Raw genomic sequence first — 24,737 nt, 5'->3', positions numbered from 1 at the left:
TAACCATAGGTTGATTATTAACGTAGGTGCCCCCATCTCTGGCAAAGAGATGATCTAGAAGGAGAGGCAGAATGATGAAAATTGTAGCAGCGATTGATTCCTTCAAAGGAAGCGCCACTTCCGCAGAATTAAATCAAGCGGTCTTAAGCGGGTTTTCAGACCAGTGGGAAAAATGTAGTATTCCCATCGCTGATGGGGGAGAAGGCTCAATGGCAGCAGTCTTTGCTGCGTTTGGAGGCAATTACGAAACGGTTCCAGTGACCGACCCATTAGGTGGTAAGTTGCAAGCCCGTCTGTTGGTCACAAAAATCAATGAAGAAAAAATCGCTTTGATTGAATCTGCGGAAGTGATCGGATTGCAACTCGTGGAACCTAGTGACGAGACCACCCGCAATAGCTCTTCTTTTGGTTTAGGCCAAATGGTCTTAGCAGCTTGCAGACAAGGAGTGAAAAAGATTTACCTGACCCTTGGCGGTAGCGGCACTTCTGATGGGGGCGTAGGCTTTTTACTTGCGTTAGGAGCAACCATTCAAAGAAACGAGCGAATGGAAAACAATCCTTTGCTGCAGGCAGAATCTCTGGAGCTCAGCCAGTTGAACCCTCTGCTTGCACAAATTGACCTGTTTGCTTTAGCCGATGTAACAAATCCTTATTCAGGTGAACAAGGATTTGCGTCAGTTTTTGGTTCACAGAAAGGGGCAACCAAAGAAACGATCCAGCAGTTGGATCAACAAGCAAAGCGTTTGGCTGAACACATCAAGCGGACCACGGGGATCGATTTGGAAGTCCCTGGTTCTGGTGCAGCTGGGGGCCTTGGTGGTGCGGTTTATTTGGCAGGTGGTCAGTTGGTTCCGGGATTTTCGACGATTGCTTCCTTGATTGGATTTGAGGAAAAAATCAAAGGAGCAGACTTATTGATCACCGGTGAAGGTCGTATCGATGGCCAAACAGCTAGGGGGAAAGTACCCTATGGTGTCGCTTTGCTCGCTCAAAAACGCCAACTCCCAATTGTTGCAATCTGTGGCTCCCGAACCGAACGTCTCGGCGAACTGTCGCAATTGCTTCCAACAGTCTTCAGTATCCAACAAGGACCAGTTTCCTTGGCAGAAGCGATGGAAAAAAAGCGAACCTTGATTAATGCTCAACAGACTGCTCAAGCCATCGCCGGCTTTGTGGAGCAGTGGCAAAAAAAGACCGGATCAGTTCCTTCAGAAGGCACTGATTTTCCAACCAAATAAGAAGCAAACACCAAAAAACTTCGTAGGGAAGGCAATCGCCAGTACGAAGTTTTTTGGTGTTGCGCCTTTTTTAAGCCAAGGTGGCTTGTGCTTCAATCTCCACTTTAAATTCAGGGGCAACCAAGCCGGCAACGATGACGAGACTCATGGCCGGTTTGTTTTCTGCCAAAATGGTTGTGAATGCCGTACGGACAGCAGCTAAGTAAGCAGCATCCGTTAAAAAGACGGTCATTTTGACCACTGATGACCAAGACAGTTGATTGGCTGATAAATGCTCTTCGATTTTCTTCAAAACGATGGCTGTTTGCTCTTGCGGGTCCTCAGGTGTGGCTCCGTCTTGTGACGGCGTTTGACCAGAAATGAAAAGAAAAGGTCCTTGCGCGATTTTTGTATCGGTATAGATTGCCATTAATTTGGCTCCTTTCTTCTATCTTACCTTTGGATGATGGGGACAGATAGCAATTGATTGGGTGTGTCTTAGTTTACTTGATTACACCTGCAAAAACAATCAACAAACGTTTTCTGTTGGTTTTGTGAAACCACGGGACGAAGCCGCCCTTCCCCTTTAATAAAAACACTCATTTTTTTCAGGCTCCACTGAAATTATCGCCAGAATTTTATGGTTTTAATGTCTTATACTATGTTCAGATCAAATAAATAAACAAGGAGGAAAAAAATATGAATTGGTACAAAAACACAACAGAAGAACTATTACATACGTTGCAAACAACACGGCAGGGCCTTTCCTCCGAAGAACGCAACCAGCGTTTAGCAAAGCAAGGTGAAAATAAAATTACTGAGGCTGCGCAGATCCCTACATGGAAGAAAGTCGGCAAGCATTTTACAGACTTACTGATGTTGGTCTTAATCGTCGCAGCCGTTTTAAAAGGGGTTTCGGGTGATTATATCGAAAGCGGCATTATTATGGCGGTCGTCGTCATCAATGGATTAGTCGGCTACTGGCAAGAGCGTAAAGCCCAAGAGTCACTGGATGGGTTGAAGCAATTCATGGGGCAAGAAGCAACAATTTATGTTCATGGCCGCAAGAAGAAAATTGCTGTTTCTTCCTTAGTAAACGGAGATTTAGTCGTTTTAGGACCAGGAGATGTCGTACCAGCAGATATGCGCTTGATCGAAACCCATGATCTTTTGATTGAAGAGTCTATCTTAACCGGCGAATCTGAGCCAGTTCAAAAAATGACTGAACCCATTACTCAAGAAAGTACGATTGGTGACCAGCGGAACATGGCGTTTTCTGGTACCCATGTAGAAAGCGGAACTGCCAGCGGGATCGTCGTTGAAACAGGAGACGATACACAAATCGGCCAGATCAATCAAGCAATTCAGTCTGTGAAAGCGCAAGAAACCCCGTTGATCAAAAAAATGAAGCAATTGAATCACCAAATCTTTAAAGGCATTATCGGATTAGTGATTTTCTTGATCTTCTTTACTACCTTCCGCTACGGCTTTGATCTTGATCTCTTGTTCTCATCAGGTATCGCATTAGTTGTAGCAATGATTCCTGAGGGCTTGCCAGCCGTGCTGACCATGATTTTATCGATGGGTGTCAAGGAAATGTCTGAGGAGCAAGCAATCATCAAAACGATGCCATCAGTGGAGACACTAGGTGCCATGACGGTGATTTGTTCAGACAAAACAGGAACCTTGACCAAAAATGAAATGACGGTCGTCGATGTCTTAGTTGAGTCAAACGTGGATAAAGCAACGGTGCTTGATATCATGGCAAATTGTCAAGATTTGAAGCAAGACGAAGGACAAAAGGCGGCTGAACTCGTTGGAAACCCAACCGAAAAAGCCTTGTTACAATACGCAGAATTAGCGCAGCAACCATTGCGTAAAACAGTCGATAAAATTCCTTTTAATTCCTCTTACAAGTACATGGCAACACGCCATCAAAATCAAGAAGAGCCGAATGACTCGGTAGTGTTTGTCAAGGGTGCGCCCGAAGTGTTGCTTGAGAAAAGCCAACTGACTTCAGATCAAAAGCAATGGTGGTTAGATGAAAGTGCAAAATTAGCAGCGAAAGGGCAGCGACTGATCGGCTTTGCGCATCTGACGCTGTCGGCACAGGAGTCCTTGTCCCACGAAGCACTCATCAATTTAACCTTTGTTGGGATCGCTGGCATCATTGATCCTCCGAAAGACAGTGCCATCAAAGCGGTAAAAGAGTGCTTGCAAGCGGGCATCCAAGTCAAAATGATCACAGGAGATCATGGCAAGACCGCTCAAGCTATCGGCAAGCAAATTGGATTGAAGCACACGAATCACGTGTTGGAAGGGCTGGAAATCGATCTGCTGTCTGAGGAGGAGTTGCAGCAAGCAGTCCAAAAGACAGATATCTTTGCTCGAACGACCCCAGAGCATAAATTACGGATCGTTAGTGCTTTGCAGGCGAATGAAGAGATTGTCGGAATGACCGGCGATGGTGTAAACGATGCACCAGCGCTGAAAAAAGCCGACATTGGGATCGCTATGGGGATCAAAGGCAGTGAAGTAACCAAGCAAGCAGCCGATATGGTTTTGGCAGACGATAATTTTCATACGATCGCCAATGCCGTCCGAGTGGGTCGACGGATCTACGATAATTTGAAGAAAACCATCAACTTCTTCTTACCAACGGCTGTTGCACAAGGATTGATCGTTATTGCGGCACTCTTGTTGAACCGACCACTGCCACTGACACCTGTACAAATTTTATGGGTAAATATGGTGACAACCATCACGCTTTCTTACGCACTCGGTTTTGAGAAGGCAAGTGCGGATGTCATGAATCGACCACCACGGCCAATCAAAGAAGGTATCTTATCTTGGTACAGTCTGTTCCGCATCTTCTATGTCTCGCTGTTAATCATGATTCCTTCCTACGTCTTAGCGATTCAGTTTGAAGGAACGGTCCTTCAACAAAGCATGCTACTGCAAAGTATCGTCTTTGCTCAAGCAGTCTACTTACTGAACTGTCGTGAGCTGGTAAAGCCGGCGTTGAATCGCCAACTCTTTGCCAATAAAGCACTCTTAGTCTCCCTGGCACTACTGATTGTATTGCAGGCAGCGATTTTCCTAACACCTATCGGACACCAGCTTTTAGGGATTGGTTCTTTGACGCTGATGCAGCAGTTGAGTATTGCAGCCAACGGGGCACTTCTTTTCACAGTCGTCGAAGGTGAGAAATTTATTACAAACAAGCTGCAAGGACGTCAAAAAGCTGCCCCAGTGAAACAATAAAGGCAGCTTGATGATTCTAGTGATAACTTAAATAATAGGTTTGAATGAGCTCAGTCACTTGATTGAGCTCATTTTTGGTCGGTACCATCGATAAATAAAAGACTGGGACAGGGGCATCATCTAATGGGAAGTTTGACAAAACAAAATCAACGTCGGTTGCCGATAGCCCTTCTAGTTGACCTGGTTCGATCGCCGATAGTAGAATACGTGCTCCGAGAAAGTCATTCAATTCTTGCATAAGGTAAGCTTTCCATGCTGGCTCCCCTTGAAAGATAAAGTATCCCTTTGCCCGGATAGGGTTGATTTGTAAAATAGCCTGTTGGATCAACAAGGTGGTGGTTGACCATAAAGGAAAACTCGTTTCCCTTTGACTGTTTGTCTGTTCTTCTAAAAAGTCATGGATCGTTGCTTCTATCGGTAGCGAATAGGGCTGATTCAAGCGCTGGATCTCGTGAAATTCTAACCCAAACCATTCTGAGAGTTTGGCAGACTCTTGCGTTTTGATCAAGAGCAGCAACAGATTCTCAATCAGCTGCGTCCCGCTAGCGAGAGGTAGCTGCAACGAGCGGGCTAATTGTTCGACAAAATGGGTCGTTTTATCGTGAATGGTTTGATACGTTTCAAGAGTCGCTTGAATCGTTTGGGACCAATCGTTATTGTAGTTCCAGCTTTCTAAAAAACAGTAGAAGCTAAAGAAGTGTTCGCTGCATTCTAAATATACGCCTTCTTTTTGGTAGAGATAACTTAATGGCTGTTGGAAAAGACCGTAGAGGGGATCATCCCCATTAAATTCGAAGGAATCCATGCGGCAATTGGCCTTGATACGGATTGTATTGATAAAAAACCAGCAAGTACCGAAGATTTGTTCTACGTCGATTTGGAGTTTATCTTTGCCCAGACGCTGTAAAAAATGTTGATAGTGGGACTCATGAATTGTATATTCCTCAAAAAAGTAATTGTTATGGGTATAAGGCAGTAAAAGTCGATGGAAAAAGACCCGAATATTGATCTCACTTCCTTCAAAGCGGATCACGCGATTTGTGATGCGAATCCGTATGGAAAAATCCGTCAAACTTTTATTTAATTTTGTAATATGCCGCCGCAAAGTTTCATAGGAAGTTCCCGCTTGGCCAAGAATTTCTTGCGTGCTAAGTTCGCTGGAAAAAAGCAATGCTTTCATTAAAGAAACACCGATCGATTGAGGGAAAAACGTTTCCCATAGCTGACTCATCAACAATGGCCCATCATGGGTCAAAGCAAAGCCATTACTGGCGGCTTCAATCTGCCAACCTTCGGGTAATTGTTGACGAATATAGGTTATATCAGAAAAAACCGTTCGTTCCGTCGTATCGATCAATTTTGCTAGTTGCTTGGCAGTGATCATTTTGTGATTCGCCAGTTGTTCCAAGAGAAGGATCTGACGTAATAAATCCTTCTCGGTAATGATTTTTTTCATCATCCCATCCATGACAAAAACTTCCTTTCTGAGTCTTTCGTGTTCTTTTTGATTTTATACGAAAAAGGCAAGTTTTGCTATTTCCAATTCACCGAATGATGTTTTTCTATTAAAAAAGATGGAATGGGTATCCTTCTGAGTAACTGTCTAAAGGAATGAGGTTTTTTATGTGTTTTAACGGTTAGAGGTCTATCATATGTTCGTATTTCTTCATTCGCAAATACAAAGAATAACTTTCTTTCGATAATTTTATTTTTGAGGAAAAAAGACTCTTTTTGCGAGAGGCGTAGAGTTTTCGATGGAGAGCAGAGTCGATGATCCATTCAATTTCTGCTTGTTCTTCCTCTGATAAATCGGCATTTTTCTCATTGGATTGAATGAGAGAGTAAGTAAATTCTAAGCAGCTCATTTTATAAATAAAGGTGGAGAAATATAATTTGTCTATGTGCATTTAATCACCCTTTCTTATATCCGGTTCAATCATATAGAATAATATTTTGAATAACAATTCTGTTTTTTCATGATGTCATGAAAATTTTGGGTAAATGTCTATTTTTTGGTAAAAGATAGCGAATATTTCGTAGCTTGATCTTCACGAAAGGGTTATAAAAAAACAAATATTATTTAAATGGATCAGCAACTATAATTAAGTAATCTGAAAGAAGTGAAGGGCATTTTTGGCCTAAAGAATGTGTCGTCATTTTGGTTAAGACAAACCGTTGCAGGATGTTTTCTTGTTTTGTCAAAAGGAGTCAAAAAAATAAAATTCGCTTTTTCCTGTTGACAGATCAACAAAAGCCGCGTAATATAGCTACCAATAACTCATTAAGACTAGACAAAAGAGAAGTATGAGGACGTTCGTCTTGCAGAGAGCTGATGGTGGTGCAAATCAGCAGATTGACGCTTCAGAAATGGACTTTTGTGTCGAAAGGCTGAAATCAGTAGGCTTTTTCCGGGAACTCCCGTTACAGAGAACGATCGTTGATAGACGATCTAGAGAACCAATTGAGGTGGCACCGTGAGTAATCGCCCTCAGGCAGACAAGTTTGTTTGCCTGAGGGCTTTTTTGTTTTTCTTGCCCTTCAACCAATTAAAAAATAAACGTAAAATCAAACTAAGAGAAGTACTTGAGTCTTTTTTGGTTACAGAAAGTCGGCGGTGATGAGAGTCCGGCACCAAGAAATCAAGGAAATGGCCTTAGCCGATCATTTTTTGAACCCTTTTTTGGCAGTAGGAAAATGCGGGAACTCCCGTTATAGAGGAAGACCGTTGTTAGACGGTTGATAGAGAAGAAGTTGTTTATTTGGGCAACTTCAATTGAGGTGGTACCGCGATCATTCGCCCTCAAGCAGACGTTTTTATGGCGTTTGCTTGAGGGCTTTTTGTTTACAAAGAAAGGAGCAGCTTATGTATCGAATGGAACGAATCAACAGCGATTGTTTGACACCTGTCTCAGTTTTTTTACGGATTCAAGGGGCGCATAAATGTTTATTGGAAAGTATTCCCAGAGAAGAAGATACCGGACGCTATTCGATCCTTACCTTTGATCCCGTTCAGAAAATGACCTTTAAGGATGGTGTTTTTCAAGTGGAGGATCTTTTGAAAAAAACGGTCAACAAGTACCCGTGTCAGGACCCTTTAAAAGAAATGGAAGGGTATGTAGTCAAAAAGGAAATTAGCGCTTTACCGAATCTACCGCTGCAAAGTGGGGCTATCGGGTATGCGGGCTATGATATCGCCGCTTGCTATGAAGACATCGGACAACTGCCCGCAGATGAATTGCAAGTGCCTGATATGGCCTTTTGGCTTTTCGAAACTTTTCTCGTTTTGGACCATCAGACGGAAACTTTAACGATCATTCTTGAAAATTGCTATAGCCAAAGAGGAACCGTCGAGATGGAGCAGGTAATGCAAGCAGTGAAGCAGCAGTTAAGGACACCAGTCGCCGCTGAGACCCGTGTATTGTCAAATGAAAAACTGCATTTTACCAGCAATGTTACTCAACATGCCTATGAAGCGATCGTTCAAGAGGCGAAAGCCCGAATTACGGCGGGAGACATGTTCCAAGTCGTTCCTTCGCAACGTCTGAAAGCGTCATTTAAACAAGAGCCCTTTGACTATTACCGCAAACTACGAGTGACAAATCCTTCCGCGTATCTCTATTATCTTGATTTCGATCACGGATTTAAAGTGATTGGAAGCTCACCTGAAAGCCTGATTCGCGTTCAAGGCGACGAAATCACCACGAATCCGATCGCTGGTACCCGCAAACGAGGGGCAACCAAAGCAGAAGACGAAGCTTTGGCAAATGAACTATTGGCAGATGAAAAAGAACGTGCAGAGCATCAGATGCTGATCGATCTTGGGCGCAATGATTTAGGGCGGATCGCTGAACATGGGACGGTTCATGTTCCTTTATACATGGTGATCGAGAAATACCGCTATGTCATGCATATCGTTTCGGTAGTGGCTGCCAAGCGCAGAGCAGGTGTGACGGCAATGGATGCCTTGAAAGCAACCCTGCCAGCAGGCACGGTCAGCGGGGCACCAAAGATTCGTGCCATGACTCGCATCTATCAATGGGAAGCTGTTCGAAGAGGGGTCTATGCGGGAGCCGTTGGTTATTTTTCACGAAATGATCAAGCGGATTTTGCCATCGGGATTCGGACATTGGTATTGAAAGACGAGATCGCATATGTCCAAGCAGGGGCGGGGATCGTTTATGATTCTGATCCTTCATCTGAATACCAAGAAACATTACACAAAGCCAAAGCACTATTGGAGGTGTCAGCCAATGATTTTACTCGTCGATAATTATGATTCCTTTACGTATAACTTAGTCCAGCAATGTCCAGCGGATACGATCGTCTTGCGAAATGACGATCCAGAGCTTTTTATTGTTGCAAAAGAAGCAGATGGCATCATTTTTTCCCCGGGACCAGGCCGTCCCGAAGAGGCAGGATTCATGATTTCTTTGATCAAAACATACCATGATAGCAAGCCGCTTTTAGGCATCTGCTTAGGTCATCAAGCCATTGGTGAAGCGTTTGGTGCCAAAGTGGTCCAAGCACCAGCTATTATGCATGGCAAGCAATCGACCCTTACGTATCAGAAAAAAGGCGTATTCGAAACCTACCTAGGAGATATGACTGTCATGCGCTATCACTCGCTTGTCATTGAGCCAGCGACACTTTCAGCGGAATTTGAGGTTTTGGCTGAAACAGAAGGGATCATCATGGCGATTCAGCATCGCGAAAAACCAATCGTAGGACTCCAATTCCATCCAGAATCAATGGGAACAAACGAGGGGGCATTTTTCATAGAACAGTTTCTTAAACTCGTCTCGGATAATACAGAAAAAACACAAGATGAAAAAAGGAGGAATCTTTAATGCAAGCACTAAAAAAGCAGCCGCCGCAACAAATCACTCAGCAATTATTTAATGGCCGTCATTTAAGTTATCAGGAGATGCGTCACTTTGCTCAAGGAATTTTAAGCGGGGTGTTTTCAGAAAGTCAATTGGGCGCAGCATTAGTTGCGATGAAGATCAACGGCATCACAGCTGCCGAATTGACTGCTTTAGCAGAAATTATGTTAGAGCATGCCGTGACCATTCCTTATGAAGGAGGAGACACCATGGACAATTGCGGCACTGGTGGCGACCACGCCAATAGTTTTAATGTCTCCACTTCGGCTGCCTTCGTTTTAGCAGCTGGGGGAATCACGATGGCAAAACACGGCAATCGCAGTATCTCTAGTCGTTCAGGCAGTGCCGATGTCTTAGCATGCTTGGGGGTGGCAATTCAAGCATCACCAGAAAAAATCGCCGATCTATTAGCGACAGTCGGCATCGCTTTTCTCTTCGCCCCGTCGTTGCATCCGGGCATGAAAGCAGTGATGAAAATACGGCAAGAATTAGCGACACCAACGATTTTTAATCTATTAGGCCCTTTGATCAATCCTGTTCCGTTGACTACGCAACTGATCGGTACTTACGCTGGCGAGAGCTTGGTAGACACCGCTCAGGCGTTAGGCAGTCTTGGTCGGCAACGAGCAATGGTGATCCATGGATGTAATGGGATGGATGAAGCCAATTTGGCTGGTGAAACGGCGATCAGTTTTTATCACGAAGGAAAGGTGACGAATTTTTCTTTGGATCCGCAAGCGTATGGCTTTACGCCAGCACCGATCGAGGCGATCGTCGGCGGAGATGCGGCTCAAAACGCCGCGATCTTAACAGCAGTTTTGAAAAATCACCCTTCCGTTTATCTAGAGACAGTGGTCTTAAATGCAGGGTTAGGCTTTTATACCAACGGCAAAGCCGCCACCCTAGCGGAAGGCTTTGCGATGGCACGAGCGTGTATCGCTTCGGGCGCGGCCTACGACAAACTGCAGATGCTGATTCGTCAGTCAAATAGCCATTAACTACGAGAGCTGTAAGGAGGAGAATCATGGATTTTTTAGAAACGATCATCCAGGAAAAAGTTGAAGAAGTTGCCGCGATGCCACAAGAAATCGAAAAGGTCGTAACGAAACGTCCATCATTTTATCAGCAAGTCAAGGACCGACCACAAAAAATGCACCTCATTGCTGAAATCAAGCGTGCTTCACCCTCAAAAGGAGACATCAACCAAGGAATCGACCCAGTCACACAAGCGCAAGCTTATGAAGCCGCGGGTGTCAGCGGGATTTCCGTTTTGACCGACCAGCAGTTTTTTAAAGGCTCGCTGGCAGATCTTGAAGCAGTCAGTAAGGCTGTTTCGGTGCCTATACTATGCAAAGACTTTATTATCGACAGAAAACAATTGATTCGCGCCAAGAATGCGGGTGCCAGTATTGTTTTATTGATCGTGGCCGCTTTAAAACCAGAACGCTTAGCCATACTTCATCAAGAGGCAATAGCACTAGGGTTGGAAGTACTCGTTGAGACTCATAATGCGGCTGAATTTCAACAAGCCCAAGCCTTAGAGGCCAAAATCATCGGCGTCAACAATCGTGACCTAAAAACCTTTGACGTTTCCTTGGATATCAGTGTTGCTTTAGCACCTCAGCCGTCAGAGGCGGTTTACATCAGTGAATCTGGTATTCGAACTGCCTCCGATGTGCTGCAGCTTGCACCGTTTTATCATGGAGTCCTCGTTGGAGAAACGTTGATGAGAAGCAATCGAATTGCTGAAACAGCTGCAGATTTGCAGGTGAGCCGCCGATGACCAAAGTGAAAATTTGTGGACTCACCGAACGGCTGCATGTCGAAACTGCCATCAGTGCAGGAGCAGATTACCTTGGCTTTGTTTTTGCCGAAAGCCGTCGGAGAATCGATCCGACACAAGTCCGCAAGATAACGGAGCAAGTACCCCAAAATGTAGGGAAAGTCGGGGTTTTCGTTTCTCCAAGTTTTGAAGAAGTGCAAGCGGCAATTCAAGCCGCCCAGCTGACAGCGATTCAGCTCCATGGAAAGGTTCTGCCATCTTTGCAAACAGCCATCCAGACAGGCATTTTTGCGCATCAAAAGATCGCAGTGATCCGAGCCTTTGATGGAGAAGCAGAGACTTTAGAACAAGATTTCCTAAGCTGCGATGCAGATTTTGGGTTATTGGACGCTCCAGTAAGAGATCACCCTTATGCTGGCGGCAACGGCCAATCCTTTGATTGGCAAAAAGCGGCGAGAAAACCGTTGCCGTTGTCTGAGCGATTTTTTATTGCTGGCGGTTTGCACGCGGAAAATGTAGAAGAGGCGATCCAACTTTTTAGGCCTTATGCTGTCGATGTTTCTTCAGGCGTTGAAACCCAGGGGAAGAAAGACAGTCGGAAAATCGAACAATTTATTTACTTAGTAAAGGAGAAGATAAAATGACCCAATACCCCACAGAAGCAGGTTTTTATGGTTCTTTTGGCGGGCAGTTTGTGCCAGAGACATTGATGTATGCAGTCAAGCAATTGGAAACTGTCTATCGTGAAGCACAAGCGGACGCAAGTTTTCAAGCAGAATTACAGGAATATTTGCAAGAGTATGTAGGAAGAGAGACCCCCCTTTATCATGCACAGCGCTTGTCACAACACTTAGGCGGTGCCAAAATTTATCTGAAGCGAGAAGATTTGAATCATACGGGCGCCCATAAAATCAATAATGCGCTAGGGCAAGTGTTATTAGCAAAGCGGATGGGGAAAAAGAAAGTGGTAGCGGAGACCGGTGCTGGACAGCATGGCGTCGCCACAGCGACTGCGGCCGCGTTGTTCGGTATGGAATGCACGATTTTTATGGGTGCGGTAGATGTTCAGCGGCAAGCACTAAACGTCTTTCGAATGGAATTGTTGGGAGCAAAAGTGGTTTCAGTCACTTCAGGCAATCAGACATTGAAAGATGCTGTCAATGAAGCGCTGCGTTACTGGGTCGCAACCGTCGAGGACACCCATTACGTGATGGGTTCCGTACTCGGTCCGCATCCTTTTCCAGAGATCGTTCGAGATTTTCAAAGTGTGATTGGCAGTGAGACACGACGGCAACTATTAGAAAAAGAAGGACGACTACCGACGACAGTCGTTGCTTGTGTTGGCGGCGGCAGCAATGCGATGGGAATGTTTTACCCTTTTATCGATGATCAGACCGTTCGTTTGATTGGCGTTGAAGCAGCTGGGAAAGGTGTGGATACTACTGAGCATGCGGCGACCTTGACGAAAGGCAGTATCGGTATTTTACATGGTACCAAAATGTATCTGCTGCAAGACGATGATGGGCAAGTGATCGAACCTTATTCGATTTCAGCTGGTTTGGATTATCCAGGGGTCGGTCCCGAGCATTCTTACTTGAAGGAGATTGAGCGAGCGGAGTATTTCGCTGTCACTGATGAAGAAGCCGTTGACGCCTTTTATCTCTTGTCTCAAATCGAAGGCATTATTCCTGCTTTGGAAAGTGCTCATGCCGTTGCCTATGCCCTAAAGCTAGCCCCAATCATGACACCCGAAGAACGCTTAGTGATCTGCTTGTCTGGGCGAGGGGACAAAGATGTTCAACAAATCAAAGACCGGAAAGGAGCAGCGAAATGACCAGCAAAACATTGACGATGAAACTAAAGGAGCGCCAAAAACAAGGCAAGCCACTATTTGTTCCTTATATTGTGGCGGGTGCCAACGGACTGGAACGCCTGCCAGCAGAAATCGAACTGTTGACGACACATGGCGCAGCCGCCATTGAAATCGGCGTGCCCTTTTCAGACCCAGTCGCAGATGGAGCGGTCATCCAAGCAGCTGGAATGCAGGCATTAGCCAATGGGACCACTTTAAAAAAGATCATTGCTTTGCTGCAAACAATCCATTCCGAGGTTCCACTGGTATTGATGGGGTATGCCAATTCATTCTTTCATTATGGGATTGAACAGTTAGCAAATGAGTTAAAAGCGACAAATGTGAAAGGGTTGATTATTCCAGATTTACCTTTTGAACATCGATCACTAGTAACGCCTACTTTTGATGCGGCGGATCTCGCGCTGATCACACTGGTCTCTTTGACCAGTCCTCCAGACAGAATTCAGACGCTGATCGAAGACGCAGAAGGATTCGTTTATGCTGTGACAGTGAACGGTGTCACTGGAGAAGATCGCCAATACAACGAACAGCTGGATCAGCATTTGCAAGCCATTTCGGAAAAAAGTCCGATTCCAGTATTAGCTGGTTTCGGGGTCTCGACCCACGCAGATGTGCAGCGCTTTGCCAGTGTGTGTGAAGGGGTAGTGATCGGTTCAAAAATCGTAGCAGCGCTACAAAACGAGCCACTGCCTAAAGTCAGTGAGCTGTTAGCAAAACTTGTTGGTAAGCCATAGAAAACAATGTGAAGGAAAGAACCCGAATTGGGTTCTTTTTTTATGAGAAAACTAGTATTCGAGGTACTGATGGGCTGCTATGGAAAAAAGAACGTGATGTGTGAAGAGGAAAAGAAAAAAGGCTGATTGAAGATCAGCCCCAAATTGTCGTGATTATGCCAGTGTATCCGTGTCGATGGTTACTGTCTCGCAAAAATGCCCTCTGCCCCCAACGTAAACATGTTGGATTTCCTTTCGCGAAGTCGTAACGAGTTTGACAAAGATTTCAGAAGGTTCACCTAAATTGCTGCCTTGTTCAAAGCGATACACTTCTTTTTCGAGGGCACACTTTTGATACAAGAAGCAAGCCAAGGCGGCATTGGAAGTGCCTGTGGCAGATTCTTCATTGATGTCAAACAATGGGGCAAAGTTACGGCAAACGATTCGTTCTTTTTCCATTGCATATAAGTGCATGCCAACTACTTGTTGAAGCGCACTTACTTTTTTTATTTCCTCAAAATCAGGTGCAACTTGCTGCAACTGGGCCGTTGTTTTGATTGGGATAAGGATATCCTTTAATCCAGTAGAAACGATTTGAATAGGAATTTGATCATTGATAGCATTGGTATCAAAACAGTCAGTTAATTGTTCTAGTGAAAGCACATCTGAAAACAGTGGTTTGTTCTGTTCCATGAAAATGACACCGTCTTTGATGGTGATCGACAAACGTCCGGCGTTGGTGTAGATGCGATACTGTCGCTTGGAAAGTTTGTTTAGATACGATAATAGTGCAAAGGAGGCAATTGTTGCATGTCCGCATAAGTCAACTTCTTCTTTTGGCGTAAAATAGTCAAATCGGAAATCGGCCTGCGGGGATTTCGATAAAAAAGCTGTTTCTGAAAAGCCTAACTCTTTTGCGACGGCTAACTTTTGTTGTGGTGCAAGTGGCTGTTCCAGCAAAACGACTCCAGCCTTGTTGCCACCCGTTTGATTTTTACTAAACCCACTTGCGATATGTACCGTTATCTCCATAGGACACCTGCTTTCTTTGTTCTTGTTAAGCATAGCATAATTTTTGCAGGGATAGGTTAAGAAAACGGATTGGTTAAGCGTGTTATACTGAAGGTAAGACAGAGGAGGGACTATATGAAGAGAGCGATGATCCTTTACCCAATCATTTTTGTAGACTTTCCCTTCGGATATGAACACCAAGACTTACGTCAGTTGATCGACACGGTGATTTATTTGAAAACACCACTAGATATTGCTTTTGCTCGTCAGATTAAACGGGATTATACGAACGAATCAAAAGAAGCGATTTTGACTTGGGCAGATACTTATCTTTCCTATGCAAGGGAGCTATTTGTTTTACACGAACAGATCATTGCTGAAACAGCCGACTATGTACTGGATGGTGCTCTACCAGCTGATCAGCTAGCAGAACAAGTCAAGTATTATCAAGTATTTTAAGAAGCGCTTTTAAGCAAGATTTAGTCTACTGGGTTTTGTTTAATCTACCTTACTATCTGTTTCAGAGGTCAAAAATGCCGCTGCTTCCTCTAAAGAGAGCGCTGCTCCATTGAATGTGGGCCACGCATTGATACCGTCACATTTTTTTCTCGGAATCAAGTGAAGATGAAAGTGAGGGACTGATTGACCCGCTGCTTGATTTGCTGCGCTTAGCAAATTAATCCCATCAAATCCTAAGCGAGTGACACAATGATCTGCTATTTTTTGAACCGTTTGAATGAGGTGAGCAAGAAGAACGGGGTCGCAATCTAAAATACTGGTGTAATGTTTTTTAGGAATAACCAGCATATGATAATCCACGTCTTTGGCATGATCAAGGAAGGCGCAAACACTGTCATCTTCATAGATTACATGGCTTTTTATTTTTCCAGAGACGATGCGGCAAAAAGGACATTCTTCCATCAAAATTCCTCCTATGGAATAAATTTTGTTAGTTGTGTTCGAGAAGTATAATATCTAAAAATGTGAAGCTACGGGATTATGGGAAACCATAAACGATCTTTGTAATTAAGCCGCTCTTTGAGAGGATAATATCATATTTATTTAGCAGTTAAAACTATATGTGATAATTAATGATGTTTTAGATAATTAGTTAATAGGTTGTTTGCAAAAGAAAAGCTCCGTGCTGCTGATTTGTGGTAAAAGTGACGTTTGAAAAAAGTGGTTTTTAAAAATTTATCAAAAAAAATCGCTAGGAATCAAGATTCCTAACGATCTGCTAGTGCAATGCACGATAATATAACGTTCCAGGAGGGATTCGAACCCCCGACCGTTCGCTTAGAAGGCGAATGCTCTATCCGGCTGAGCTACTGGAACAAATAATTTTCAGCGAATGCTCACTTCGCCTAAGCTGTTGAAATCAATCAGCAACAAATAACATTATAGAAAAAGGGCGCAGCAATGTCAATCGCTTTTCGCCCTTTTCTTATTTTTCTTTGAAAAAAGGAAGCGCAGCTGCCCTCAACCTTTCTCAGGTTCCTCAAGAATTACGCTATCTGCTTCTTTCGTAATGAGAATCACACCATCTCCTAAAGGGACAAGCGTGGAGGTCAGCTGAGGATGGTTCATCACGGTATCCAAGAAAAGATTCAATTTGCGATGGATCGCTCGCTGGTTACGAGGGATTTCTTCGATGGGGTGTAGAATCGTTCCAGCTTGAAATACGTCATCCACCATCAGCACACCGCCTTTGCGTAATAGACGCAGACATTCTGGTAAAAATTCAATGTATTTTGATTTGGCGCTGTCCATGAAGATAAAATCATAAGGGCCACTCAATGTAGGTAGGACGTCTGCCGCTTGTCCTTCTAATAGCGTGATTTTTTCTTCATTTCCTAAGCGAGCGTAGGTTTCTTTGGCTTTGCGGATCATGACGTCAAAGCGATCGATCGTTGTGACATGACCATCTTTCACACATTGCGCCATCAAGCTTGAAGAAAAACCGATCGCTGTGCCGATCTCAAGGATTTCTTTTGGCTGGAGCTGTCCTAATAAAAACTGCAAAAAGACCACTGTTTCATGTGGGATGATTGGCACTTCTTTTTCATGAGCGGCTTGCTCGATTTCACCAAGTTCGCCGGGTAATTGCTTTTGTTTTTCACGCATAAACGCCACTAGTTCTGGTTTGACTACTGGACGATGCATCATTTCGTTGCGCATCTTCATCCTCCTAATTTATCGCTGCCCCTTATTATACGAATAACTCACCTTAAGTTCAATCTTTTCGAGTCTTTGGAACAACAAAAAAACCAGTCATAAGACTGGCAGGATAAAGGGGTGAAAAATATTTTTGGGATATTTCTATCATAACGGTGTTATGTGGAGGTTTGGTTAAAATCCTGTGAAGATCTCGTCAGGTTCTGCTTAAATTTTCATCAAGGAAGAAAAGCAACCCATCAACAGGGCAAAAACGAACTTTTTATCGAAATATTCAGAAAATTCAGGGAAAAGTGTTGACAGAGGAACCTGCTGTTTGGTATCTTCATAACAAGATAAAAAAAGTGATAGGTGACGACGATGGATAAACGATTGAAACAAACAGCTGCATTTTTATTATTATTATCGTAAGGACTCTTTTTCTATGACCCGCCTTTTTTAAGGCATCATTTGAAGAGTCCTATTCGCATTGCATGAAGGAAACCCTTTATGGAGTGCTTTTTTTATACCATTTTTTCAATTGTGTTTGAATGAGGTCGCGCCAAGCGTGCTCCTACCACTGCTAAGGAGGAAATAGTGATGAGAAAAATCCAGTTTTTTGATACGACATTGCGAGACGGTGAACAGACCCCGGGAGTCAACTTTAATACGAAAGAGAAGGTTCAACTGGCGCTGCAATTAGAAAAATGGGGCATCGATACGATCGAAGCAGGTTTTCCGATTGCATCAGAAGGAGATTTTCAAGCAGTCAAAGCGATTGCTGGGGCGGTGACGAAAATGACCGTTGCAGGACTTGCCCGTTGTCAGAAAAAAGACATTGATCGTGCCTATGAAGCTCTTTATCAAGCCGTCGATCCACAGATCCATGTCTTTCTAGCAACGAGTAAGGTGCATCGCCAGTACAAGCTGAATATGACGAAAGCAGAAGTACTCGCTTCCATCAAAGAACATGTGGCTTATGCGCGTGAACGCTTTGAAAAAGTTCAATTCTCGCCAGAAGATGCCACCCGCACCGATAAAGCCTTCTTGCTTGAGGCGGTTCAAACAGCGATTGATGCCGGCGCGACGATCATCAATGTGCCCGATACAGTAGGGTTTACCAATCCTACGGAATATGGAGCGCTTTTTGCCTATTTGATCGCCAATATCAAAAGCGAGCAGCAGATCACTTTTTCTTCCCATTGTCATGATGACTTGGGAATGGCGACAGCCAATGCGCTGGCGGCTATTGAAAATGGTGCTGATCGGGTGGAAGGAACGATCAACGGGATCGGCGAACGAGCTGGCAATACTGCATTAGAAGAAGTGGCCTTGGCGTTGCATATTCGCAATGATTTCTATCAGGCTACCTCCAACATCAAATTAAACGAAACAAAACGAACCAGCGATCTGGTGGCACGTTTGTCAGGAATCACGGTACCGAAAAACAAAGCGATCGTCGGCGGCAATGCTTATGCCCATGAATCAGGGATTCATCAAGATGGCGTCTTGAAAAATCCTGAGACCTACGAAATTATTACCCCACAGTTGGTGGGGGTAGAAACCAACTCGTTGCCTTTAGGCAAACTTTCTGGCCGCCATGCGTTTGTCGATAAAATGCAGCAACTGGGCTACCAGTTTGACCAAGAAGAAACCAACGAATTGTTTAAACGCTTCAAAGAATTGGCAGATAAAAAGAAGCAAGTGACCGAACAAGATTTGCTGGCTTTGGTGGCCGATCAAGGCCGCAGCCAAGAAGGCGGCTGCGAGTTGGACGCCGTTCAGCTACAATACGTGTCCAATGGCCATCAAGGAGCAGTGGTTTCTATCATCAAAGACGAGGAAAAACAAGTGGCATCAGCCATCGGTGCCGGCAGTATCCAAGCTATCTACAACTCGATCGATCAGATTTTCCAGCAGCAGCCGAAGTTGTTGAATTATGAAATCACTGCCTTGACCAGTGGGGAAGATGCGCAAGCGGAAGTGCACGTGGTCATTGAATGCCAGGAAACCAATGAAAAAATCAGCGGGATCGGCTTAGACTTTGATGTCTTGCAGGCGTCAGCCAAAGCATATGTACAGGCTAGCGCAGCTCTAAAGAATCGAGGTGTCCTTGTTTGAAAAAGATCGTGGTTTTAGCAGGAGATGGCATCGGACCAGAAATTATGGACAGTGCCCTTGCGGTATTGAAAGCGGCTTGTCCTGACCATCTCCAGCACTTTCATTTTGACCAGCGGCCATTTGGTGGAGCGGCGCTGGCACTTACTGGAGAGCCATTGCCGCAAGAAACACTACAAGCTTGCCAGCAGTCGGATGCGGTCCTTTTAGGAGCCATTGGTGATCCAGCTTGGGAAAACGCACCGACAACACCCGAGAAAGGACTTTTGAATCTGCGTCAAGCGTTAGGTCTATACGCCAATATTCGACCCATCAAAGTAGTTGATGCGGTGATTGCTTTGTCTCCCATCAAAGAAACGATCCTTCGAGGGACAGATTTTGTCATCGTTCGTGAGTTGACTGGCGGTATCTATTTTGGCGAAAAAGCAGAAAAACCTGAAGAAGCCTACGACATCAATCATTATCACCAAGCAGAGATTCGACGGATTTTGCGTAAAGCCTTTGAGATCGCCCGTACGCGGAAGAAGCGGGTTCTCTCTGTCGATAAAGCAAATGTGTTGGCGACTAGCCGGCTTTGGCGCCGATTAGCGGAAGAAACGGCACAGGAATTCCCGGATTGTCAGTTGACTCATCAATATGTTGATTCCGCCGCTATGAAAATCATCCAAAATCCCAAAGACTTTGATGTAATCGTGACCGAAAATCTCTTTGGCGACATTTTAAGTGATGAAGCCTCGGTTTTGCCGGGGTCATTAGGGGTGCTACCAAGCGCAAGCCATGGCGCAGAAGGGGTTTCTTTATATGAACCGATCCATGGCTCGGCACCGGATATTGCTAGGCAAAATTGTGCCAATCCGGTTTCCATGATTTTGTCTGTCGTGATGATGCTAAGAGAGTCCTTTCAAGAGGAACAGCTGGCAGATACCATCGAAAGTGCGTGTTATGAGGTAATGAATGCGGGGATCTTGACGCGTGATTTAGGTGGGACGGCAACGACAACTGCCTTTACAGAAGCGGTTATTGCACAGTTAGGAGTGAGCAATTATGGGGAAAACGCTGTTTGATAAACTATGGGATCGGCATGTGATCACAGGAGAAGAAGGGCAGGCGCAGCTGCTTTATGTCGATCTGCATATGATCCATGAAGTGACGACGCCGCAAGCCTTCGAAGGCTTGCGGCAAGCGGGACGGACAGTTCGCTGTCCCGAAAAAACCTTCGCAACAATGGATCATAATGTGCCTACCAAAGATATTTTTACCATCACCGATCTGGTTGCAAAAAAGCAAATGGATACGTTACGTAAAAACTGTCATGATTTTGGGATCGAATTGTGTGACAATGGCTCTGCCAACCAAGGAATTGTCCATATGGTTGGCCCAGAAGTAGGCTTGACCCAACCAGGAAAAACGATCGTTTGCGGTGATTCCCATACTGCCACCCATGGTGCTTTCGGCGCGATCGCATTTGGGATCGGTACGAGTGAAGTGGAGCATGTCTTTGCGACACAGACGATTTGGCAGACAAAACCGAAACGCATGGGAGTTGAGATCACCGGTCATCTGCAGCCGGGGGTGTACGCCAAAGATATTATTTTGGCATTGATCGCGACGCATGGCACAGATTTTGGTGGTGGCTATGCCGTAGAATTCTTTGGCGAAACGATCCGCAACCTGACGATGGAAGAGCGCATGACCATTTGCAATATGTCGATCGAAGGTGGGGCGAAAATGGGCTTGATCGCACCTGATGAAACGACCTTTGCTTATGTGAAGGATCGACGCTTTGCGCCACAAGCGTTTGCCAGTGCGGTGACGGATTGGGAAACCCTGTATACCGATGAAGGTGCCAACTATGATGCCCTGATCACCTTAGACGCAGCAACCTTAGAACCTTACATCACTTGGGGCACCAATCCAGAAATGGGAGTACCGGTCAGCGAAACGTTTCCTGAAGTGCGAGATCACAATGATCAGCAAGCCTATGAATATATGGCACTGCACCCCGGACAGACGGCTGCCGATATCCCCATCGAATACATCTTTATCGGATCGTGTACCAATGGTCGTTTGTCTGATCTGCAAGAAGCAGCGGCGATTTTGAAAGGTCAGACCATCAAAGAAGGGGTCACTGGCATTATCGTTCCTGGTTCACGCCCTGTTCGTAAAGCAGCGGAAGCGATCGGTTTAGACAAAGTCTTTATTGAGGCTGGTTTTGAATGGCGGGAGCCTGGCTGTTCCATGTGCCTAGGAATGAATCCTGATAAAGTACCAGAAGGCGTCCACTGTGCCTCCACGTCAAACCGCAATTTTGTTGGACGGCAAGGGAAAAACGCTCGGACGCACCTGTGTAGTCCAGCAATGGCGGCAGCAGCTGCGATCCATGGGCGTTTTGTCGATGTACGAGAAGTGGTTGGAGGTGTTGGTTAATGGAAGCTTTTACGCAATTTGAAGGTACGACGCTGCCTTTGATGAATGACAATATCGATACCGATCAAATCCTACCGAAAAATTATTTGAAGCGCGTTGAAAAAACGGGGTTTGGCGAATTTTTATTTGACGATTGGCGCTATTTGCCGCAACGCAAGCCTAATCCAGCATTTATCTTGAATGATCCAGCATATCAGACCGCTCAAGTCCTCGTCACTGGTGATAATTTTGGTTCTGGCTCTTCTCGAGAGCATGCGGCATGGGCGCTGTTGGATTACGGCTTTAAAGCCGTGATTGCTGGCAGCTTCGGTGATATTTTCTATATGAATGCCACCAAAAACGGGCTGCTACCCATCGAGCTGCCTTTGACTGTTCGCCAAAGGATCGCCTCGCTGCCTGCTTCTGAAAAAATCAGCATCGACTTGCCGAGGCAATGTGTGATCGTTGCCGGGGAGGAGCATTTCTTTGCAATCGATGCTACCTGGAAACACAAATTGATCCACGGTCTCGATGAGATCAGTATCACCTTGCAGGAAGAGGCGAAAATCACCGCCTATGAGCAGACGATTCCAGCGTATTGGCAGTAGGGCTAGGGGACTGGTCGTTATTCGTCGGCTGGTATTTGTGAAAGAATGTTTCTTAACCCTCGCCAATCAGCTTCGATTTGCGGAGTCAACGTCCGATTATAAAAGATCGCAGCGGGATGATACATCGGCACGATCAGATATTCTTTTTCCGACCATTGATAGCCATCCTTTGTCGGATTGCTTTCTTGAATTTTGGAACGGATCACTTCGCCATGGTGGTCTTTGATATAATAGGCGTTGCCTAATAATCGCTGTAGTCCGATATTGCCAACAGTTGCAATGACGGGCGGATCCACGATGGACAACTCGTAGTCAAGCAGTGGTGCGTGTAGCAAGACTTCCTTTTTGGTAGGTGTCCGATTGGGATGGACGATCTCATGGGCACCGCTGCGCTTGTTGATTCGTTCTTTGACGGAATATGGACGGCTGCGGACAGCGCTGGTGATGTAGACATCCTCACGGGTCAAACCGGCTAAAGCCAACGATTTCATCAATTCTTTTCCTGCTTGTCCGCTAAAAGGAATAAAATTCTCGATTTCGGTTCGACCAGGGGCTTCACCAACGATCATCAATTTGGGCTGCAGCGGTCCTTGACCTGGAACAAATCCTTCCAACGGATAACTGCGGGATGCCTGTTGAACGGCAGTGGCTAATTCTTTGGGGTATTGCATGAAAACTCCTCCCATTCTGTTTCGCTTGTGCTCTTTCTTCTATAGTAATAGAAAATAAAAAATGCACAAAAGGAAATGACTAGTAGCAAAAGAATTCTGTCTTTTCCTTAATTAGTGATTGACTTTAGGAAAACATTTTGATAAAGTTAATCTGTTGTAATTGTGGACTCCACAGCTACAACCGCACAGAACAAGTAGTAAGTACGAAAGTCACTTGGGATGGCGAGTCTAAGTATATTATAAGGAGGTGCTGTAGAGCATGTACGCAATTATCAAAACTGGTGGGAAACAAGTAAAAGTTGAAGTGGGTCAAGCAATCTACGTTGAAAAATTAGACGTTGAAGCTGGACAAAAGGTTACTTTTGATGAAGTTATCTTAGTAGGTGGCGAATCAACAAAAGTGGGTGCCCCAATCGTTGCAGGAGCAACTGTTGAAGGAACTGTTGAAAAACACGGCAAACAAAAGAAAGTCGTAACTTTCAAATACAAACCTAAAAAACATTCACACCGTAAACAAGGTCACCGTCAACCTTACACAAAAGTTGTTATTGACGCGATCAACGCTTAATTCTTACGAAAAGCAGGGTAACGAATATGATCAAAGGGACATTCAAACGAAATGACTCTGGTCGGATTGTTTCTTTTGAACTAGCTGGACACGCACAAGCAGGAGAATACGGCAAAGACATCGTCTGTGCTGCAGCATCCGCTTTAGCGATCAGTGCAGTCAATGGGATCGATGCTTTGGCTGGCGTTGCGCCAAAAGTTGAAGCAGATAACGAAAATGGTGGGTACTTATTAGTCACGCTGCCTTCTCGTTTGACCCAAGAGCAGTCGAATATCGCACAAATTCTTTTAGAAAATTTGTTGATCGGCTTGCAATCAGTTCAAGAAGAGTACAACGATTATATCCAAATCAAAACTACTAAAGAAAACTAGGAGGTGCATCTCATGTTGATGAAAATGAATTTGCAATTCTTCGCTCACAAAAAAGGTGGGGGTTCTACTTCTAACGGACGTGACTCTCAATCAAAACGTTTAGGTGCGAAACGTGCTGACGGTCAAACCGTTTCAGGCGGATCAATCCTTTATCGCCAACGCGGTACTAAAATTTACCCAGGGGTAAACGTAGGTATCGGTGGAGATGATACATTGTTTGCAAAAGTTGACGGCGTTGTTCGTTTCGAACGTAAAGGCCGCGACAAAAAACAAGTATCTGTTTATCCAGTAGCGCAAGAAGCATAAGAAAATGACATCCAGATTACGTAAAAGTAACCTGGGTGTTTTTTTATACACCAATGAAACCGTTTTAACGAAATAGTTATTTATAATAGCTTAGATAAGGAGTGAAGCAATGATTCAATTAAAAGAAATCACGAAGGAAAACTATCGTGCGTGCATGAATTTGAAGACAACGAAGGAGCAAGAAGATTTTGTTGCGCCCAATTGGTACTCAATGTTAGAGGCGATCTATGAGGAACCACGTCAGGCATTTGCCCTCTACAATGGTGAGGATATGGTCGGCTTTCTCTTATTTAGTTTTTACGAAGCGGATGAGGATTATCCAAAAGCTTCGTGGTGGATCGAGCGGTTTATGATCGCAGAAAAATTCCAAAATCAAGGGTTAGGCAGTCAGGCGTTTCTTGCTGGGTTAGATTGGTTCAAAACCCATATCCAAGCGCAAGAATTAAGGATCTCCGCTGTAGATGGCAACGAGATCGCAACAAAGCTTTACGAACGAAACGGCTTTGTCTTGACAGGTGAAATGATTGATAACGAGCATGTACTCTTGTTGCAGCTGCCAACGGATCAAGGGTAAATGACTCTTTCTACAGTAAAAAATGAGGTCAAAAGCAGAGGTTCTTAAGGGGATTCTCTGCTTTTTTTATTGGTGTTTTTCCGGTCAAAAAAGTGTGCCGTCATTTTCTGGCTAGATTTTTCAAGAAATTTTGTGCACTTAGGGTAAGAATTACGAGTATATCCATGCTTTGTTGTTCACAAAGTTCCTTTTGCTATTAACGAAATCTTTACACGTT

24 protein-coding genes, 1 tRNA gene and 3 other annotated features are annotated in these 24,737 nt (G+C 44.6%); of the genes, 18 read left to right on the top strand and 7 right to left on the bottom strand.

Going from position 1 to position 24,737, the window contains the following annotated elements:
• The first annotated feature begins 71 nt into the window (after positions 1-71).
• Complete coding sequence (locus CXM95_RS11060; RefSeq protein ID WP_082741588.1) at positions 72-1,238, top strand: glycerate kinase family protein; 1,167 nt, start codon at positions 72-74, stop codon at positions 1,236-1,238.
• A gap of 70 nt (positions 1,239-1,308) precedes the next feature.
• Here CXM95_RS11060 and CXM95_RS11055 read toward each other — a convergent pair whose 3' ends face one another.
• Entirely contained in the window at positions 1,309-1,647 is a 339-nt protein-coding gene (locus CXM95_RS11055; RefSeq protein WP_016613408.1) for a RidA family protein, read from the bottom strand.
• Between the two features lie 269 nt (positions 1,648-1,916).
• Between CXM95_RS11055 and CXM95_RS11050 the strand changes: the two genes are divergently transcribed.
• On the top strand, positions 1,917-4,481 hold the full coding sequence (locus CXM95_RS11050) for an HAD-IC family P-type ATPase (protein WP_101699165.1): 2,565 nt from the start codon (positions 1,917-1,919) through the stop codon (positions 4,479-4,481).
• 16 nt (positions 4,482-4,497) lie between these two features.
• Here CXM95_RS11050 and CXM95_RS11045 read toward each other — a convergent pair whose 3' ends face one another.
• The gene (locus CXM95_RS11045; RefSeq protein ID WP_087665207.1) at positions 4,498-5,949 is read right to left on the bottom strand and encodes a helix-turn-helix domain-containing protein; all 1,452 of its coding nucleotides are present in this window, start codon (positions 5,947-5,949) and stop codon (positions 4,498-4,500) included.
• 812 nt (positions 5,950-6,761) lie between these two features.
• Positions 6,762-6,974, top strand: a binding site (T-box leader).
• Between the two features lie 66 nt (positions 6,975-7,040).
• Positions 7,041-7,286, top strand: a binding site (T-box leader).
• Between the two features lie 58 nt (positions 7,287-7,344).
• Between CXM95_RS11045 and trpE the strand changes: the two genes are divergently transcribed.
• From trpE to trpA, 7 genes are read left to right on the top strand one after another with little or no spacing between them, the layout of a single operon-like run.
• Positions 7,345-8,751, top strand: a complete 1,407-nt coding sequence (gene trpE, locus CXM95_RS11035) for an anthranilate synthase component I (protein WP_005235286.1) — start codon at positions 7,345-7,347, stop codon at positions 8,749-8,751.
• Positions 8,732-9,328 (top strand): aminodeoxychorismate/anthranilate synthase component II, encoded by a 597-nt coding sequence (locus CXM95_RS11030; RefSeq protein WP_005235288.1) that lies wholly within the window; start codon positions 8,732-8,734, stop codon positions 9,326-9,328. The genes trpE and CXM95_RS11030 overlap by 20 nt, the downstream gene beginning before the upstream one ends.
• Complete coding sequence (gene trpD / locus CXM95_RS11025; RefSeq protein ID WP_005235290.1) at positions 9,328-10,362, top strand: anthranilate phosphoribosyltransferase; 1,035 nt, start codon at positions 9,328-9,330, stop codon at positions 10,360-10,362. The genes CXM95_RS11030 and trpD overlap by 1 nt, the downstream gene beginning before the upstream one ends.
• 26 nt (positions 10,363-10,388) lie before the next feature.
• Entirely contained in the window at positions 10,389-11,147 is a 759-nt protein-coding gene (trpC, locus tag CXM95_RS11020; RefSeq protein ID WP_101699164.1) for an indole-3-glycerol phosphate synthase TrpC, read from the top strand.
• Positions 11,144-11,791: a phosphoribosylanthranilate isomerase gene (locus tag CXM95_RS11015; RefSeq protein WP_101699163.1), complete on the top strand. Its 648-nt coding sequence runs from the start codon at positions 11,144-11,146 to the stop codon at positions 11,789-11,791. Before trpC ends, CXM95_RS11015 begins: the two co-directional genes overlap by 4 nt.
• Positions 11,788-12,981, top strand: coding sequence for a tryptophan synthase subunit beta (trpB, locus tag CXM95_RS11010; RefSeq protein ID WP_016620460.1), 1,194 nt, complete (start codon positions 11,788-11,790; stop codon positions 12,979-12,981). Before CXM95_RS11015 ends, trpB begins: the two co-directional genes overlap by 4 nt.
• Positions 12,978-13,754: a tryptophan synthase subunit alpha gene (trpA, locus tag CXM95_RS11005; protein WP_101699162.1), complete on the top strand. Its 777-nt coding sequence runs from the start codon at positions 12,978-12,980 to the stop codon at positions 13,752-13,754. The genes trpB and trpA overlap by 4 nt, the downstream gene beginning before the upstream one ends.
• A 153-nt stretch (positions 13,755-13,907) precedes the next feature.
• On the opposite strand, the gene CXM95_RS11000 is transcribed toward trpA, so the two are convergent.
• On the bottom strand, positions 13,908-14,765 hold the full coding sequence (locus CXM95_RS11000) for a PhzF family phenazine biosynthesis protein (RefSeq protein WP_101699161.1): 858 nt from the start codon (positions 14,763-14,765) through the stop codon (positions 13,908-13,910).
• A gap of 114 nt (positions 14,766-14,879) precedes the next feature.
• Here CXM95_RS11000 and CXM95_RS10995 point away from each other — a divergent pair, with 114 nt between their 5' ends.
• The gene (locus CXM95_RS10995; RefSeq protein WP_016613398.1) at positions 14,880-15,203 is read left to right on the top strand and encodes a hypothetical protein; all 324 of its coding nucleotides are present in this window, start codon (positions 14,880-14,882) and stop codon (positions 15,201-15,203) included.
• Positions 15,204-15,242: 39 nt separating this feature from the next.
• Here CXM95_RS10995 and CXM95_RS10990 read toward each other — a convergent pair whose 3' ends face one another.
• From CXM95_RS10990 to CXM95_RS10980, 3 genes are all read right to left on the bottom strand, one after another.
• Complete coding sequence (locus CXM95_RS10990) at positions 15,243-15,665, bottom strand: HIT family protein (RefSeq protein WP_101699160.1); 423 nt, start codon at positions 15,663-15,665, stop codon at positions 15,243-15,245.
• 340 nt (positions 15,666-16,005) lie between these two features.
• A tRNA-Arg gene (locus CXM95_RS10985) sits at positions 16,006-16,079 on the bottom strand.
• Between the two features lie 144 nt (positions 16,080-16,223).
• Positions 16,224-16,922, bottom strand: a complete 699-nt coding sequence (locus CXM95_RS10980; protein ID WP_034872576.1) for an O-methyltransferase — start codon at positions 16,920-16,922, stop codon at positions 16,224-16,226.
• 576 nt (positions 16,923-17,498) lie between these two features.
• On the opposite strand from CXM95_RS10980, the gene CXM95_RS10975 reads away from it, so the two are divergent.
• From CXM95_RS10975 to leuD, 4 genes are read left to right on the top strand one after another with little or no spacing between them, the layout of a single operon-like run.
• The gene (locus tag CXM95_RS10975) at positions 17,499-19,019 is read left to right on the top strand and encodes a 2-isopropylmalate synthase (protein ID WP_016612263.1); all 1,521 of its coding nucleotides are present in this window, start codon (positions 17,499-17,501) and stop codon (positions 19,017-19,019) included.
• Positions 19,016-20,080 (top strand): 3-isopropylmalate dehydrogenase, encoded by a 1,065-nt coding sequence (gene leuB, locus CXM95_RS10970; RefSeq protein ID WP_101699159.1) that lies wholly within the window; start codon positions 19,016-19,018, stop codon positions 20,078-20,080. Before CXM95_RS10975 ends, leuB begins: the two co-directional genes overlap by 4 nt.
• Positions 20,061-21,443: a 3-isopropylmalate dehydratase large subunit gene (gene leuC, locus CXM95_RS10965; protein ID WP_086373056.1), complete on the top strand. Its 1,383-nt coding sequence runs from the start codon at positions 20,061-20,063 to the stop codon at positions 21,441-21,443. The genes leuB and leuC overlap by 20 nt, the downstream gene beginning before the upstream one ends.
• Positions 21,443-22,030: a 3-isopropylmalate dehydratase small subunit gene (gene leuD / locus CXM95_RS10960; protein ID WP_016612252.1), complete on the top strand. Its 588-nt coding sequence runs from the start codon at positions 21,443-21,445 to the stop codon at positions 22,028-22,030. The genes leuC and leuD overlap by 1 nt, the downstream gene beginning before the upstream one ends.
• A 17-nt stretch (positions 22,031-22,047) precedes the next feature.
• Here the strand turns inward: leuD and CXM95_RS10955 are convergent, their stop codons facing one another.
• Entirely contained in the window at positions 22,048-22,701 is a 654-nt protein-coding gene (locus CXM95_RS10955) for a uracil-DNA glycosylase (protein WP_034872574.1), read from the bottom strand.
• A gap of 169 nt (positions 22,702-22,870) precedes the next feature.
• Positions 22,871-22,941 (top strand) — a sequence feature (ribosomal protein L21 leader region).
• Between the two features lie 19 nt (positions 22,942-22,960).
• Here CXM95_RS10955 and rplU point away from each other — a divergent pair.
• The 4 genes from rplU to CXM95_RS10935 all read left to right on the top strand — a co-directional run bounded on the left by rplU (position 22,961) and on the right by CXM95_RS10935 (position 24,520).
• Complete coding sequence (rplU, locus tag CXM95_RS10950; protein WP_005225751.1) at positions 22,961-23,269, top strand: 50S ribosomal protein L21; 309 nt, start codon at positions 22,961-22,963, stop codon at positions 23,267-23,269.
• Positions 23,270-23,295: 26 nt separating this feature from the next.
• Complete coding sequence (locus tag CXM95_RS10945; protein WP_005225752.1) at positions 23,296-23,640, top strand: ribosomal-processing cysteine protease Prp; 345 nt, start codon at positions 23,296-23,298, stop codon at positions 23,638-23,640.
• A gap of 12 nt (positions 23,641-23,652) precedes the next feature.
• Positions 23,653-23,946, top strand: a complete 294-nt coding sequence (gene rpmA / locus CXM95_RS10940; RefSeq protein ID WP_003126181.1) for a 50S ribosomal protein L27 — start codon at positions 23,653-23,655, stop codon at positions 23,944-23,946.
• A 109-nt stretch (positions 23,947-24,055) separates the two neighbouring features.
• Positions 24,056-24,520 (top strand): GNAT family N-acetyltransferase, encoded by a 465-nt coding sequence (locus CXM95_RS10935; protein ID WP_005235322.1) that lies wholly within the window; start codon positions 24,056-24,058, stop codon positions 24,518-24,520.
• Positions 24,521-24,737 lie beyond the last annotated feature (217 nt).

Source organism: Enterococcus sp. CR-Ec1 (assembly GCF_002850555.1).
Classification (GTDB): domain Bacteria; phylum Bacillota; class Bacilli; order Lactobacillales; family Enterococcaceae; genus Enterococcus_D; species Enterococcus_D entomosocium.
Note: the sequence above shows the minus strand (reverse complement) of the source record. Positions and strands in the feature narration are given on the sequence as shown.

Coding starts and splice junctions, on each gene's coding strand:
- CXM95_RS10995 (WP_016613398.1), top strand. CDS start 14,880: ATGAAGAGAGCGATGATCCTTTACCCAATCATTTTTGTAGACTTTCCC.
- CXM95_RS11060 (WP_082741588.1), top strand. CDS start 72: ATGATGAAAATTGTAGCAGCGATTGATTCCTTCAAAGGAAGCGCCACT.
- CXM95_RS10990 (WP_101699160.1), bottom strand. CDS start 15,665: ATGGAAGAATGTCCTTTTTGCCGCATCGTCTCTGGAAAAATAAAAAGC.
- trpD (WP_005235290.1), top strand. CDS start 9,328: ATGCAAGCACTAAAAAAGCAGCCGCCGCAACAAATCACTCAGCAATTA.
- CXM95_RS11000 (WP_101699161.1), bottom strand. CDS start 14,765: ATGGAGATAACGGTACATATCGCAAGTGGGTTTAGTAAAAATCAAACG.
- trpE (WP_005235286.1), top strand. CDS start 7,345: ATGTATCGAATGGAACGAATCAACAGCGATTGTTTGACACCTGTCTCA.
- CXM95_RS11015 (WP_101699163.1), top strand. CDS start 11,144: ATGACCAAAGTGAAAATTTGTGGACTCACCGAACGGCTGCATGTCGAA.
- trpA (WP_101699162.1), top strand. CDS start 12,978: ATGACCAGCAAAACATTGACGATGAAACTAAAGGAGCGCCAAAAACAA.
- rplU (WP_005225751.1), top strand. CDS start 22,961: ATGTACGCAATTATCAAAACTGGTGGGAAACAAGTAAAAGTTGAAGTG.
- CXM95_RS11045 (WP_087665207.1), bottom strand. CDS start 5,949: ATGGATGGGATGATGAAAAAAATCATTACCGAGAAGGATTTATTACGT.
- CXM95_RS10975 (WP_016612263.1), top strand. CDS start 17,499: ATGAGAAAAATCCAGTTTTTTGATACGACATTGCGAGACGGTGAACAG.
- leuD (WP_016612252.1), top strand. CDS start 21,443: ATGGAAGCTTTTACGCAATTTGAAGGTACGACGCTGCCTTTGATGAAT.
- trpB (WP_016620460.1), top strand. CDS start 11,788: ATGACCCAATACCCCACAGAAGCAGGTTTTTATGGTTCTTTTGGCGGG.
- CXM95_RS10955 (WP_034872574.1), bottom strand. CDS start 22,701: ATGCAATACCCCAAAGAATTAGCCACTGCCGTTCAACAGGCATCCCGC.
- CXM95_RS11055 (WP_016613408.1), bottom strand. CDS start 1,647: ATGGCAATCTATACCGATACAAAAATCGCGCAAGGACCTTTTCTTTTC.
- CXM95_RS11050 (WP_101699165.1), top strand. CDS start 1,917: ATGAATTGGTACAAAAACACAACAGAAGAACTATTACATACGTTGCAA.
- CXM95_RS10945 (WP_005225752.1), top strand. CDS start 23,296: ATGATCAAAGGGACATTCAAACGAAATGACTCTGGTCGGATTGTTTCT.
- leuC (WP_086373056.1), top strand. CDS start 20,061: ATGGGGAAAACGCTGTTTGATAAACTATGGGATCGGCATGTGATCACA.
- rpmA (WP_003126181.1), top strand. CDS start 23,653: ATGTTGATGAAAATGAATTTGCAATTCTTCGCTCACAAAAAAGGTGGG.
- CXM95_RS10980 (WP_034872576.1), bottom strand. CDS start 16,922: ATGCGCAACGAAATGATGCATCGTCCAGTAGTCAAACCAGAACTAGTG.
- CXM95_RS10935 (WP_005235322.1), top strand. CDS start 24,056: ATGATTCAATTAAAAGAAATCACGAAGGAAAACTATCGTGCGTGCATG.
- trpC (WP_101699164.1), top strand. CDS start 10,389: ATGGATTTTTTAGAAACGATCATCCAGGAAAAAGTTGAAGAAGTTGCC.
- CXM95_RS11030 (WP_005235288.1), top strand. CDS start 8,732: ATGATTTTACTCGTCGATAATTATGATTCCTTTACGTATAACTTAGTC.